The organism is Mesorhizobium sp. B4-1-1, from assembly GCF_006439375.1.
GTDB lineage: Bacteria > Pseudomonadota > Alphaproteobacteria > Rhizobiales > Rhizobiaceae > Mesorhizobium.
Map to the genome: position 1 here is coordinate 85368 of NZ_VFTH01000012.1, position 11885 is coordinate 97252.

General features: G+C 63.3%; 15 protein-coding genes. 6 read left to right on the plus strand and 9 right to left on the minus strand.

The genetic code is table 11. The annotated features are described in order from the left end of the window. Nucleotides 1–39: 39 nt before the first annotated feature. From accD to FJW10_RS17995, 4 genes are all read right to left on the minus strand, one after another. Nucleotides 40–966 carry an acetyl-CoA carboxylase, carboxyltransferase subunit beta gene (gene accD / locus FJW10_RS17980; RefSeq protein WP_140901097.1) on the minus strand — a complete coding sequence of 309 codons (927 nt, stop codon included), beginning with the start codon at nt 964–966 and terminating at the stop codon, nt 40–42. Between the two features lie 94 nt (nt 967–1060). Beyond that, nucleotides 1061–1900, minus strand: coding sequence for a tryptophan synthase subunit alpha (gene trpA, locus FJW10_RS17985; protein ID WP_140901098.1), 840 nt, complete (start codon nt 1898–1900; stop codon nt 1061–1063). A 2-nt stretch (nt 1901–1902) separates the two neighbouring features. After that, nucleotides 1903–3123 carry a tryptophan synthase subunit beta gene (trpB, locus tag FJW10_RS17990; protein ID WP_140641786.1) on the minus strand — a complete coding sequence of 407 codons (1221 nt, stop codon included), beginning with the start codon at nt 3121–3123 and terminating at the stop codon, nt 1903–1905. Nucleotides 3124–3150: 27 nt separating this feature from the next. Beyond that, on the minus strand, nt 3151–3810 hold the full coding sequence (locus FJW10_RS17995; RefSeq protein WP_140901178.1) for a phosphoribosylanthranilate isomerase: 660 nt from the start codon (nt 3808–3810) through the stop codon (nt 3151–3153). A gap of 110 nt (nt 3811–3920) precedes the next feature. On the opposite strand from FJW10_RS17995, the gene FJW10_RS18000 reads away from it, so the two are divergent. Further along, nucleotides 3921–4136 carry a hypothetical protein gene (locus FJW10_RS18000; RefSeq protein ID WP_140901099.1) on the plus strand — a complete coding sequence of 72 codons (216 nt, stop codon included), beginning with the start codon at nt 3921–3923 and terminating at the stop codon, nt 4134–4136. A 260-nt stretch (nt 4137–4396) separates the two neighbouring features. On the opposite strand, the gene FJW10_RS18005 is transcribed toward FJW10_RS18000, so the two are convergent. The 4 genes from FJW10_RS18005 to FJW10_RS18020 form a co-directional block, all read right to left on the minus strand. Beyond that, nucleotides 4397–5155: a M48 family metallopeptidase gene (locus FJW10_RS18005; RefSeq protein ID WP_140641790.1), complete on the minus strand. Its 759-nt coding sequence runs from the start codon at nt 5153–5155 to the stop codon at nt 4397–4399. 120 nt (nt 5156–5275) lie between these two features. Next, entirely contained in the window at nt 5276–5755 is a 480-nt protein-coding gene (locus FJW10_RS18010; RefSeq protein WP_140901100.1) for a DUF2852 domain-containing protein, read from the minus strand. A 115-nt stretch (nt 5756–5870) separates the two neighbouring features. Further along, nucleotides 5871–7013 carry a benzoate/H(+) symporter BenE family transporter gene (locus FJW10_RS18015; RefSeq protein ID WP_140901101.1) on the minus strand — a complete coding sequence of 381 codons (1143 nt, stop codon included), beginning with the start codon at nt 7011–7013 and terminating at the stop codon, nt 5871–5873. Further along, nucleotides 7013–7786: an alpha/beta hydrolase gene (locus tag FJW10_RS18020; protein ID WP_140901102.1), complete on the minus strand. Its 774-nt coding sequence runs from the start codon at nt 7784–7786 to the stop codon at nt 7013–7015. The genes FJW10_RS18015 and FJW10_RS18020 overlap by 1 nt, the downstream gene beginning before the upstream one ends. A gap of 214 nt (nt 7787–8000) precedes the next feature. Here FJW10_RS18020 and infC point away from each other — a divergent pair, with 214 nt between their 5' ends. After that, entirely contained in the window at nt 8001–8537 is a 537-nt protein-coding gene (infC, locus tag FJW10_RS18025; RefSeq protein WP_095767981.1) for a translation initiation factor IF-3, read from the plus strand. 74 nt (nt 8538–8611) lie between these two features. On the opposite strand, the gene FJW10_RS30470 is transcribed toward infC, so the two are convergent. Then, entirely contained in the window at nt 8612–8770 is a 159-nt protein-coding gene (locus FJW10_RS30470; RefSeq protein WP_181177568.1) for a hypothetical protein, read from the minus strand. Between FJW10_RS30470 and FJW10_RS18030 the strand changes: the two genes are divergently transcribed. The 4 genes from FJW10_RS18030 (at nt 8769) to rplT (ending at nt 11785) form a co-directional block, all read left to right on the plus strand. Next, on the plus strand, nt 8769–9416 hold the full coding sequence (locus FJW10_RS18030) for an isoprenylcysteine carboxylmethyltransferase family protein (RefSeq protein ID WP_140901103.1): 648 nt from the start codon (nt 8769–8771) through the stop codon (nt 9414–9416). The genes FJW10_RS30470 and FJW10_RS18030 overlap by 2 nt on opposite strands. An 82-nt stretch (nt 9417–9498) precedes the next feature. Next, nucleotides 9499–10893, plus strand: a complete 1395-nt coding sequence (locus tag FJW10_RS18035; RefSeq protein ID WP_140901104.1) for a hypothetical protein — start codon at nt 9499–9501, stop codon at nt 10891–10893. 249 nt (nt 10894–11142) lie between these two features. Next, the gene (gene rpmI, locus FJW10_RS18040) at nt 11143–11346 is read left to right on the plus strand and encodes a 50S ribosomal protein L35 (protein WP_027166935.1); all 204 of its coding nucleotides are present in this window, start codon (nt 11143–11145) and stop codon (nt 11344–11346) included. Nucleotides 11347–11383: 37 nt separating this feature from the next. Then, the gene (gene rplT, locus FJW10_RS18045) at nt 11384–11785 is read left to right on the plus strand and encodes a 50S ribosomal protein L20 (protein ID WP_042637600.1); all 402 of its coding nucleotides are present in this window, start codon (nt 11384–11386) and stop codon (nt 11783–11785) included. Nucleotides 11786–11885 lie beyond the last annotated feature (100 nt).

Consider the following 11885-nt stretch of genomic DNA (forward strand, 5'->3'; position numbering starts at 1 on the left):
GGTTCGCGGCGAGCGATGTCGCGCCAGGCCGATATCGCGTCAGGCTTGCGGCCGCGCCTCGGCATTGACCACCGCCGGCGGCAGGATCTCCGGTTCCAGCGGCTTCCCGGCCTCCGGCATCTTGAGCAGCATCTTCAAGAGCCGGGAAATGGTCTGGCGCATCTCGAGGCGCGAGACGACCATGTCGACCATGCCGTGCTCCATCAGATACTCGGCGCGCTGAAAGCCATCGGGCAGCTTTTCGCGGATGGTCTGCTCGATGACGCGCGGGCCGGCAAAGCCGATCAGCGCGCCGGGCTCGGCGATCTGGACGTCGCCCAGCATGGCGTAGGAGGCGGTGACGCCGCCGGTGGTCGGGTTGGTCAGCACCACGACATAGGGCAGGCCGGCTTCCTTCAGCCGGTCGACGCCGACCGTGGTGCGCGGCAATTGCATGAGCGACAGGATGCCTTCCTGCATGCGGGCGCCGCCGGAGGCGGCGAACAGGATCAGCGGTCGCTTGCGCTGCAGCGCGACCTCGAAGGCATGCACGATGGCTTCGCCGGCGGCCATGCCCAGCGAGCCGCCCATGAAGGCGAAATCCTGCACGGTGACGATGACCGGCAGGCCGTCGATGGTGCCGGCGCCGTTGAGGATCGCGTCCTCGAGGCTGGTCTTGGCCTTCGCCTCCTTCAGGCGATCGGTGTAGCGCTTCTCGTCGCGGAACTTCAGCGGATCGAGGACGACCTTGGGGTTTTCCAGCACCTCATATTTGCCGTCGTCGAAGAAGTATTTCAGCCGCTCCTTGGCCGAGATCTTCATGTGGTGGCCGGAAGCCGGGATGACGAACTGGTTGGATTCGAGATCCTTGTGGAAGACCATCTCGCCGGTCTCGGGATCCTTGATCCAGAGGTTTTCCGGCATGTCGGTGCGCCGGCCGAGCATCGAATTGATCTTCGGGCGGACGTAATTGGTGATCCAGTTCATGCTTCGGCTCCTGTCCTGGAAAGGACTTCAAGCAATTCCAGGAAAAGTCTGTGGCGGTTTTCCGGCCGGAATTGCTCGGCAACAAATAGTCAGGCTATTCGGCGGCGGCAAGGCGGGCCGAGCGGACGCCCTGGGCAAGACCGCTGACCAAAGTGGCGACGGCCTCGGCCGGATCGGCGGTCTTCTCGCCCTTCGGCCCAAGCACATTGGCTATCGCGTTGACGATCGCCGTACCGACGACGACACCATCGGCCGAGGCGCCTATGACACGCGCCTGCTCGGCGGTCTTGACGCCGAAGCCGACGCAGACCGGCAGCGCCGTGTGGCCCTTGATGCGGGTGACAGCGGCCGAGACCTTGGCGGTGTCGGCGAGCGCGGAGCCGGTGATGCCGGTCATCGAGACATAATAGACGAAGCCGGAGGTGTTTTCCAAAACCTTAGGCAGGCGCTTGTCGTCGGTGGTCGGCGTCGCCAGGCGGATGAAGTTGACGCCGGCTTTCAGCGCCGGAATGCAAAGCTCATCATCCATCTCCGGCGGCAGGTCGACGACGATCAGGCCGTCGATGCCGCTCGCCTTGGCATCCGTGAGGAAACGGTCGACGCCATAGATGTAGATCGGATTGTAGTAGCCCATCAGCACGATCGGCGTCTCGTCGTCGCCGGCGCGGAATTCGGACGCCAGCTTCAGCGTCTTGGCCAGCGTCTGGCCGCCCTTCAGCGCTCGAAGACCCGCCGCCTGGATCGCCGGGCCATCGGCCATCGGATCGGAGAAGGGCATGCCGAGTTCGATGACGTCGCTGCCGGCGCCCGGCAGCGCCTTCATGATGGCCAAGGCAGTATCGTAGTCCGGGTCGCCGCCCATGAAATAGGTGACCAAAGCCGGGCGGCCTTCGGCTTTGAGCTTGACCATGCGGCGGTCGATGCGGGTGGTCATTGTCAGATCTCCATGCCCAGCATGTTCGCCACCGTGTGCACGTCCTTGTCGCCGCGGCCAGACAAATTGACGATGACGATCTGGTCCTTGTCCATCTTGGGCACGATCTTCATCGCGTGAGCGATGGCATGCGCCGATTCCAGCGCCGGGATGATGCCTTCGACGCGGGTGGTGAGCTGGAAGGCTTCCAGCGCCTCGTCGTCGAGGATCGGCTCATACTGGACGCGGCCGGAATCGCGCAGCCAGGAATGCTCGGGGCCGACGCCCGGATAGTCGAGGCCGGCCGAGATCGAGTGGCCGTCGAGGATCTGGCCGTCCGAGTTCTGCAACAGATAGGTGCGGTTGCCGTGCAGCACGCCTGGCTTGCCGGCATTCATCGAGGCGCAGTGCTCGATGCCGTCGAGGCCGCGCCCACCGGCCTCGATGCCGATGATGCGGACGTCCTTGTCGTCGAGGAAGGGATGGAACAGGCCGATGGCGTTGGAGCCGCCGCCGACGGCGGCGATGATGACATCGGGCAGCCGGCCTTCCTGCTCCAGCATCTGGGCGCGGGCTTCCGTGCCGATCACCGACTGGAAGTCGCGCACCAGCTCCGGATAGGGATGCGGGCCGGCGGCGGTGCCGATCAGGTAATAGGTGTCCTCGACATTGGTGACCCAGTCGCGCAGCGCCTCGTTCATGGCGTCCTTCAGCGTGCCGTGGCCGGCGGTGACCGGCCGCACCTCGGCGCCAAGCAGCTTCATGCGGAAGACGTTGGGGCTCTGGCGGGCGACGTCGGTGGCGCCCATGTAGACGACGCACGGATAGCCGAAGCGCGCAGCGACGGTTGCCGAAGCCACGCCGTGCTGGCCCGCACCCGTCTCGGCGATGATGCGTTTCTTACCCATGCGCTTGGCGAGCAGTATCTGGCCGAGGCAGTTGTTGATCTTGTGCGAGCCGGTGTGGTTCAAATCCTCGCGCTTGAAATAGACCTTGGCGCCGCCGAGATGCTTCGTCAGCCCTTCGGCGAAATAGAGCTTTGATGGCCGCCCGGCATAATGGGTCGACAGGTTCTGCAATTCGGCCTTGAACTCTGGATCGTTCTTGACCTCGTTCCAGTTCCTTTCCAGATCGAGGATCAGCGGCATCAGCGTTTCTGCGACGAAACGACCGCCGAAAATGCCGAACATGCCCTGCTCGTCGGGGCCGGTGCGGAAGGAATTGGGCATTGCCGGCTTGTTCATCGCCGATCTCCTAGTGTGAATTGTGCTTCAGGCGGCGCGGTCGTCGCGCTCGGCCCTGACGGCCCGGAAAAACTGCTCGATCAGCGCCGGATCCTTGACGCCCGGAGCACTTTCCACACCGGACGAAACGTCTATTCCGGGCGGATTGGCCTGTCTCAAGGCATCGCCGACATTGGTGGCGTTTAGCCCACCGGAAAGCATGTAATCGAGCCCGGCGTCAAGGCCGGCAAGGACGCGCCAGTCGAAGGCGACGCCGTTGCCGCCCGGAAGCTGCGATCCCTTCGGCGGCTTGGCGTCGAACATGAGACGATCGGCAATCCCGACGAACGGCTTTATCCGCTCGAGGTCGGCTGCCTCGCTGACGGAAAACACCTTCATGACCGGCAGGCCATAGCGGGCCTTGAGCTCCGCCACGCGCCCGGGCGTTTCCGAACCATGCAATTGCAACATATCGGGCTGCATCTTGGCGACGATCTCGTCGAGGAAGGCATCGTCGGCATCGACGGTGACGGCGACCGCCTTGGCCTTGCCGCGCGCCGCTTCGCGCAGGCGCCCGGCCTCGGCGGGCTCGACATAGCGCGGGCTCTTGGCGAAGAAAATAAAGCCGACATGGCTGGCGCCGCCGGCAAGCGCGGCGGTCATCGCGGCGTCGGTCTTCAATCCGCAGATCTTGATGTCGAGCGTCATGGCGCGGGATTGGCACGAAACGGCCAAAGAGTCGAGAAAAAGCATGCTGTTGCCGGTTCTGCGGAAAACACTACGTTGATATAGGAACCACAGGCGGGAGAACGATACGCATGGCCGACCGGACCGTCGCCGAACTCGAGCAGAAGATCGCGCAGGCGCGCGAGGTGATCGCGCATCTGATGGACAAGGCCGCCTATAACGGCGCCGAGGCGCACCGGGCGCTGGAGTATTTCAGCGGCGACGCGTTCGATCGGAATTTCCTGCCCTGGCCGCATTCCGAGGAAGGACTGCGGCCGGAGGAACTGAATGCGGCGAATGACGATTGAGCGATCAACGCCGGGCGTGGGTATAAGCGCAAAATAGCAGGAGGTCGGCGGGACAGCGCCCCCCTCTGTCCTGCCGGACATCTCCCCCACAAGGGGGAGATCAGACGTCACGCCGGCTTTCGCCAATCACCAGCGCGGCAGGAAGAGCGGGGCGCCGAAGCTGCCAATCTCCCCCTTGTGGGGGAGATGCCCGGCAGGGCAGAGGGGGGCGCGAAGGAACTCGGCCTCTCCATCCCACACGCCTCGCAACAGCGGCCACCCTACTCAAAAACAATCGCCTGCAACGCCCCACCATTCCGCTTCAGCCAGTCCTTGCAGCGGTCGGTGTCCGGGCAGAGTTTTTCGCACAGTTTCCAGAATTTCGGGCCGTGGTTCATCTCTTTCAGATGCGCCACCTCATGCGCCACGAGGTAGTTTATCACCGCCGGCGGCGCCATCATGATGCGCCACGAGAAGGAGAGATTGCCCTCCGAGGTGCATGACCCCCAGCGACTGGAGGTATCCTTATACCTTATCGCCTTGGCGCGCTTGCCGATCGCCTCGGTGTGCTTCACCACCAGCTTCTCGATCTCCTTCTTGGCCTCGCGCTTGAGGTAATCGGCGATGCGGCGCGGCAGGTGGATGCGCTCGCCATGAACGATCAGGAGCGGGCCGCGCTCGTCGCGCGCGACGGTGACGGTGCCGCGCCTCGAAGACTCATGCACGATACGGTGCGGCACGCCGCGGATCGGGATCCTGATGCCCGGGCGCACCTGCGGCCTCGTCGGCACCTTGGCCAGCCGCTGTTCCAGCCAGTCCTGATGGCGGTCGAGGAATTTCTCCACCTCGCCCCGGCGCAGGCCCGGCGGCACGGTGACGCGCAGGCCCTGGCCGCCCGAATCGATGCGCAGCGTGAGCCGCCGGGCCCTGGCGCTTTCGACGATTTTCAGCGGCAGCGTGCGGCCGGCGACGCAATGTTCGCGCTCCACGACAGGCGTGGGCTTTGGCTTGGTCAGATTGCGAAAGAAGCCGAGGGTCATGGCTGGACGATACGCGATTCGAAAAAAACGGCCAGTGGAGGGAAGGCACATGGAGAACAAAAAAGAAACGGCGCCGCTCGCGCGACGCCGTTTTATCAGCCTAAGACCTGTCGCCGGATCTTAGTCGTCGAGCAGGGTCGTGCCCTTGCCGCGCTTGGGAGCGGTCTTGTCGGTCGAGCCGGTGGGGGTCGGCGCGGTCGACTTGTTGCGGTTCGCCATGAAGCGGTCGAACTCGTCCTGGTCCTTGGCGCGGCGCAGTTCGCGGGCATAGTCGTCGAACTCGGTCAGCATCTCGTCGAGCTTGCGGCGCTCTTCAGCGAGGCGCTCGAGTTCCTTCTCGCGCCAGTCGTCGAAGGCGACGTTGCCGGTGCGGGCCGAGCCGTGGCCCCAGCGGGCCGCCTTGTCGGAGCCGCGGCGGCAGCCGGCGAAGATGCCGTCCGTGGCGCGGTTGACGTCGCGCTTGAAGCCATCGAGCCGGTCGCCCCAGATGATGTAGGCGAGCATGGCGAAGCCGAGCGGCCAGAACACCATGAAGCCGATGACCATCAGCGCGATGGTGGCCGGCGTCCAGGCCGGACGGATCAATGCAGTCGTATTCATTTCTCCCAATCCTTCCGTTGGAGACAGCCAAACCGGCTGCGTGGAATCGAAATGGGATGGCGAAATAGGCGATTCAAGGCAAGTCCGGCCAAAACCGGCGAAGCATCTGAAATGATTATCGCTTTTTGAGTTTCTCGAGGAAAAGCACTGCCATTCCGGCGACCAGCCCCCAAAATGCGGCGCCGACGCCGAAGAGCGTGAGCCCCGAAGCCGTCACGGCGAAGGTGACGGTGGCCGGCATGCGTTCGACCTCATCCTTCAGCGCGATCGACAGCGCGTTGGCCAAGGGCGCCGTCAAGGCGAGCCCCGCGACCAGCACGATCAGACTTTGCGGCAGAACGGCGAAGATCGCCACGAGCGAGGCGCCGAAGATCGCGAAGACCAGATAGGCGAGCGCATAGAACGGCCCGGTCTTCCAGCGCTCGGCCGGGTCGGGATGGACATCGGGGCCGGTGCAGATGGCGGCCGAGATCGCCGCAAGATTGGTGGTAGCGGCGCCGAAGGGCGCCGAGAGCAGCGAAAACAGACCGGTGACGCCGATCAGCGGACCGGGCTCCGGATGGTAGCCCGCTGCACGCAGCACGGCGAGACCGGAAAGGTTCTGGGAGGCCATGGTGACCAGATAGAGCGGCAGGGCAAGGCCGATGATCGCCGAGACGGTGAACTGCGGCGCAATGAACGTCAATGTCGACAGCTCCGGCGCCGGCAGGCTGCCGACCCGGCCGGTGAGGAAAGCGGCGAGGCCGCCGCCGACCAGCACCACCAGCACCGATAAAGCCGGGTTGAACAGGCGGATGACGAAGAAGGCGGCGATCAAGGGCAGGATCAGCCAGGGGTCGGCTGGAATGGCCTTCACCGCATTGACGGCGAAACTAACCAGGATGCCGGCCAGCATGCCGGACGCGACCGAGGCCGGGATCTTGGCGATCAGCCGGGTCAGCGGCCCGAACAGGCCGGTGGCGACCAAAAGGATGCCGGTGACGATGAAGGCGCCGACGGCCTGCGGCATGGTAAAACCGCTGGAGGCCGCGATCAGCGCCAGGCCGGGCGTCGACCAGGCGGTGATGACCGGCATTTTGGTGCGCCACGAGAGCCACAGACATTCCACGACCATGGCCAGGCAGATCGCCGTCACGCCGCTTGCGGTCTCGATCTGCGTGGCGCCGACCGCCTTGGCGGCGGCGATGACGAGGGCCAGCGTGCCGCCGAAGCCGACGATCGCCGCGACGAAGGCGGATATCGGGATGGAGATGCGCATTATCCCGCAGCCCGCTTGACCATGTCGCCTACGGCTCGCTTGAGCATATCGAGATCCTCGGGGCGGGACAGGCGATGGTCGCCGTCCGGGATCAGCGACAGCGTCACGTCGTCGGCGGGCAGCATCGCGGCCAGCTTCAGCGCATGGCCCGAAGGCACGTCCGGATCGGCCAGGCCCTGGAGGATGTGCACCGGGCAATGGGTGTCTATCGGCCCGGTCATCACCCGGTTGGCGCGGCCATCCTCGATCAGCGCGCGCGTGTAGATATAAGGCTCGTCCGAATAGTCGGACGGCTCGGCGAAGAAGCCTTTTTCCTTGAGATCGCGGCGCTGCGCGCCGGTCAACACCGGCTCGATCAGCTCGATGGTGAAATCAGGCGCCGGGGCGAGCAGAACCAGGCCGGCAACCCTTGTGTCGCCCGCCTTGCGCAGCTCCTGCGCCATGCGCAGCGCGATCCACGCCCCCATCGAGGAGCCGACCAAGATCTGCTTGCCCTGGCTGAACCGGCGAAAGACGGCAACGCTCTCGGCCAGCCATCTGGAGATCGTGCCGTCGGCGAACGCGCCGCCCGACTCGCCATGGCCGGAATAGTCGTGGCGCAGACAGGCGTGGCCTTCGCTCGCAGCCCAGGCGGCAAGCGTCTGCGCCTTCGTGCCCTGCATGTCGGACTTGTAGCCGCCGAGCCAGACCACGCCGGGCGCCGCGCCAGGCGCCTGCCTGACGGCGATGTCCGACCCGTCCACATCGATGAAAACCGGAGCGCTGGCGGCCATGAGCTTGTCCTCTCGGTCGGTCTTTTGGCACAGGCGGTGGTTCAACGAAAAGTGCTCGCCGCGTTTCTTTGCTTGGTGCAGACAATTGCCAGGCGGCAGGTGATTTTCCGGCGGGGCTATGCTATTGACTCACGCCCCGCGCTCACCACATAGGCGCGTCCACCTGTTTTTTGTCTAAAGAACCCAGAACGAAACGGCCGAGGAGACCACGACCATTCGCAGACCTTTCAAAGCAGCGGCGCCCACCAAGGACGGGCCGCGCTCCAACCGAGACATCCGGGTGCCCCGGGTCCAGCTTATCGATGCCGACGGCCAGAACCGAGGCGATGTTTCCATCAACGACGCATTGCTGCTGGCCGAAGAGGCCGGGCTCGATCTGGTCGAGATATCGCCCAACGCGGTGCCGCCCGTCGTCAAGATCCTCGATCTCGGCAAGCTGAAATACGCCAACCAGAAGAAGGCGGCCGAAGCGCGCAAGAACCAGAAGGTCATCGAGATCAAGGAGATCAAGATGCGCCCGAACATCGACAGCCATGACTACGAGACCAAGATGAAGGCCGTGCGGCGCTTCTTCGAGGAAGGCGACAAGGTCAAGCTGACGCTGCGCTTCCGCGGCCGCGAGATGGCCCATATGGAACTCGGCATGCAGCTTCTGAACAAGGTGCGCGAGGAAGTTGCGACGATCGCCAAGGTCGAGGCGGAGCCGAAGCTCGAAGGCCGCCAGATGATGATGGTGCTGGCGCCGCGCTGACCGGGAAAGGCGCGGCCGTCAAAGCGTCGCGTCCATCACGGTTTCGAGAGTTGCCGGGCTCTTCGTATCCCGCTCTAAAATCCGCCCGAATTGCCGGGCACGGCGTCCCGGCGATCGGCGGGGCGCCTGTTTTCAATCCGATCGCCAGCCACCTCGACGATCGCTTCGCGATCGCGAGCAATCGACGATCGGCTTTTGCCGAGCGCGAACCAATCGACGATCGGATGGATCATGGTCGATGAAGTGAAGGTCCCGGCCGACAACCAGAATGAAGGGTTGGGCGGCTATCAGCACATGCGCCGGATCGTGCTGGCGGTGCTGATCGTGGTGCTGTTCTGCACGCTTCTGTTCGGCCAATCTTCCTTTCCGCCGGACACGTCCGTGCACGAGTCGATCGAGATGTTCGGCGTGCTTCTGATCTTCCTCGGCATCGTCGGGCGGCTGTGGTCGACGCTCTATATCGGCGGGCGCAAATCGGCCGAAGTGGTCACCGGCGGTCCCTATTCGATCACCCGCAACCCGCTCTATCTGTTCTCGACGGTGGCCGCCGCCGGCGTCGGCGCGCAGATCGGCTCGTTCAGCGGCATGATCCTGTTCTCGCTGCTCTGCGCCGGCGCCTTCCATATCGTCATCCTGCGCGAGGAGCGGCATCTCAAGGAAGTGCTCGGCGCGCCCTACAAGGCCTATCTGGCCAAGGTGCCGCGCTTCTTCCCGACCCTTTCGCTCTACCAGGAAGGCGATACCGGCAGCTTCAAGCCCCGCCTGCTCTTGAACACGCTGCTCGACGGGCTGGTGTTCCTGGTGGCGCTGCCGGCCTTCGAGCTGATCGACGGCATGCAGCAGTCGGGGATGCTGCCGGTGTGGTTCACGCTGCCTTAAGAATTGACGGACAGAAGCACTATCGAATAGTCGGGCTAACTTCCGGACATGTTAATAGTCTGGCTACACGAATGGTGTAGCGATGATCGTGGCAAATAAAGCGCCGGGGGTGCACCGAGTCGAGCGTCAGGTCGGCACCACCACATTTGCGAATGTCTTCCACACGGAGCAAATCTTGAGGGTGAGGACTGCCGTTGCCGCCGTCGGTGGGTTCATTCTCCTGGCTTTGGCTTGGGTGACGGCGACCGCCAACCGCGAGCACGCGACCGGGCAATGGTCCTTCACGAAGGACGCCAATGTTGACCGAGGCACCTATTTCCGACTGAAGGTCGACTTTGCCTATAAGGGCGAGCCGCAGCACTATGACATCGTTGTTGGCTGCAACGTCCTCAACATTCACTACAAGGACAGTTCCTCGACTTATGAAGCCGGTCTGATCCCAACAGTTTGGGGGCAGCGCATGGGCGACGGTAAGGCGGTGGTGGTTCGTGCGCCCGATGCCTGCCGTGGCGACACGACGGAAAACGGCGGCGTGCCCGCGGATTTTCTACCGGTGATGGTCGTCTATGAGAATGCCGACACCATGGCCTTCGGCACGGGCTATATGACTGACGACGCCTACCGAAGCCCGAAATCGATGCTGAGGTTCGACAAAGCGACGGTCGAGCGCGCTACGCGCGCCGAGTTCGATGCTTTCCGCGCCAATGGCCCACAGAACATAGTTACGCGCAGTCAGTATCATTCGGCACAAAATGACTATCAACTCGGGCTGCTCGGCCTCACGAGGAGCTATCCGGCGTTCGGAAGAAGTTGCTCCGCCTTTTCCCGCTGGAGACTGTCCGGGCCGGAGCGGGAGATCGTGCGCAAGTACCGGCCATCGACCGCTGCCCGCTACTGGACTATCTCCCAGACACTCTTGGACACGACCACCCAAGCCTCCCTTACGAGCGAAATTCGCGAAGCGCGAAAAAAGGCGAAAAAACAGACCCGCGACGATGGGCTGGCCCTAGGGGTAAATGGAGGCTTCTGGCAACCGGATTTCGGGGCACTGCGCCGCGATGGTACACAATTGGTGGGGCTGAAAGCCAGCAGCAAAGGTAGCAGCACCACAAAAGCTGCTGCGTTCTATCCGGCGGACACTTCGATGAGGCAAGACAAATGGCCTGTGGAGCGTACCGCGAGGATTGCCGCGTATGAAATCCTACCGTCGGTAAATACAACAAATATCGATGTCGACGACGGGCGGGACCGAGGCTTCGCTTATTGCTACCTAGGCGACCGGCCGCCAACAAAGGAATTGGGAGACAAGGTGTGGGCCTTGCCGGCGACCACGACCATCGATGGGAAAGAAGTGGTAGCGGGTGCTCCAGAGCACTGGGGCTATGGATTTTATCGCGCCGAGTTCGTCTTCGACGGCGACGAATATGTATTGGAACGCGTCCTTTTCAATCTCGAGTCCACGAGAGGTGACGTGTGACTGATGAGCGCTGCGTTAGCACACTCTAATCTTCGGAGACTTGAGGAGGGCGCGCAGCTTCGGTGCGTGCAGCGTCAGGTGTGTCGGCTTCAGGTGTTGCGCACCGGCCCTGTTTGATCTATAGGACCGCCGTTCCAAGAAAACCGCCCGGCAGGGCATGCCGTGGCGGTTTCATTTGCTTTTCGGGCTTTGGTCGGCCCGAAGCGAGACAAGAAGCGCGATGGTGCGCCACCAATACGGAGTAGCAAAATGCCCAAGATGAAGACCAAATCGGCCGCCAAGAAGCGGTTCAAGATTACTGCCACCGGCAAGGTGCTGTCGGCTGCCGCCGGCAAGCGCCACGGCATGATCAAGCGTTCCAACAAGTTCATTCGCGATGCCCGCGGCACGATGGTTCTGGCTGAACCGGACGGCAAGAAGGTCATCAAGAATTTTCTGCCGAACGGCCTCTAATCCCTCGGCTTGGACAACGTTTTAAGGAGATCATGACATGGCACGCGTAAAGAGAGGCGTTACCGCCCACGCCAAGCACAAGAAGGTTTTGAAGGCCGCCAAGGGTTTCTACGGCCGCCGCAAGAACACCATCCGCATCGCCAAGCAGGCGGTGGAGAAGTCGCTGCAATACGCCTACCGCGACCGCAAGAACCGGAAGCGCTCGTTCCGCGCGCTGTGGATCCAGCGCATCAACGCCGCGACCCACGAGCATGGCCTGACCTATGGCCGTTTCATCGACGGCCTCAACAAGGCCGGCATCGAGATCGATCGCAAGGTCCTTTCGGACATGGCCATCCACGAGCCGCAGGCTTTCGCCGCGCTGGTCGCCAAGGCCAAGGTCGCGCTCGAATATCTGAAGAACACCACGCCGAATGCTTTTGAGAGCGCTGTCGCCTAAGCCAGCGCTTCCCAAGCATACGCAATTCTGATTTGGGGAACCCGCGCTGGCACGGCTGGCGCGGGTTTTTCTTATGCCTGATGTAACCAAAATGGCGACG

Excerpts from the sequence above, each read along its gene's own strand:
- accD (WP_140901097.1), bottom strand. The coding sequence starts at position 966 with ATGAACTGGATCACCAATTACGTCCGCCCGAAGATCAATTCGATGCTC.
- trpA (WP_140901098.1), bottom strand. The coding sequence starts at position 1,900 with ATGACCACCCGCATCGACCGCCGCATGGTCAAGCTCAAAGCCGAAGGC.
- trpB (WP_140641786.1), bottom strand. The coding sequence starts at position 3,123 with ATGAACAAGCCGGCAATGCCCAATTCCTTCCGCACCGGCCCCGACGAG.
- FJW10_RS17995 (WP_140901178.1), bottom strand. The coding sequence starts at position 3,810 with ATGACGCTCGACATCAAGATCTGCGGATTGAAGACCGACGCCGCGATG.
- FJW10_RS18000 (WP_140901099.1), top strand. The coding sequence starts at position 3,921 with ATGGCCGACCGGACCGTCGCCGAACTCGAGCAGAAGATCGCGCAGGCG.
- FJW10_RS18005 (WP_140641790.1), bottom strand. The coding sequence starts at position 5,155 with ATGACCCTCGGCTTCTTTCGCAATCTGACCAAGCCAAAGCCCACGCCT.
- FJW10_RS18010 (WP_140901100.1), bottom strand. The coding sequence starts at position 5,755 with ATGAATACGACTGCATTGATCCGTCCGGCCTGGACGCCGGCCACCATC.
- FJW10_RS18015 (WP_140901101.1), bottom strand. The coding sequence starts at position 7,013 with ATGCGCATCTCCATCCCGATATCCGCCTTCGTCGCGGCGATCGTCGGC.
- FJW10_RS18020 (WP_140901102.1), bottom strand. The coding sequence starts at position 7,786 with ATGGCCGCCAGCGCTCCGGTTTTCATCGATGTGGACGGGTCGGACATC.
- FJW10_RS18030 (WP_140901103.1), top strand. The coding sequence starts at position 8,769 with ATGGTCGATGAAGTGAAGGTCCCGGCCGACAACCAGAATGAAGGGTTG.
- FJW10_RS30470 (WP_181177568.1), bottom strand. The coding sequence starts at position 8,770 with ATGATCCATCCGATCGTCGATTGGTTCGCGCTCGGCAAAAGCCGATCG.
- FJW10_RS18035 (WP_140901104.1), top strand. The coding sequence starts at position 9,499 with ATGATCGTGGCAAATAAAGCGCCGGGGGTGCACCGAGTCGAGCGTCAG.
- rpmI (WP_027166935.1), top strand. The coding sequence starts at position 11,143 with ATGCCCAAGATGAAGACCAAATCGGCCGCCAAGAAGCGGTTCAAGATT.
- rplT (WP_042637600.1), top strand. The coding sequence starts at position 11,384 with ATGGCACGCGTAAAGAGAGGCGTTACCGCCCACGCCAAGCACAAGAAG.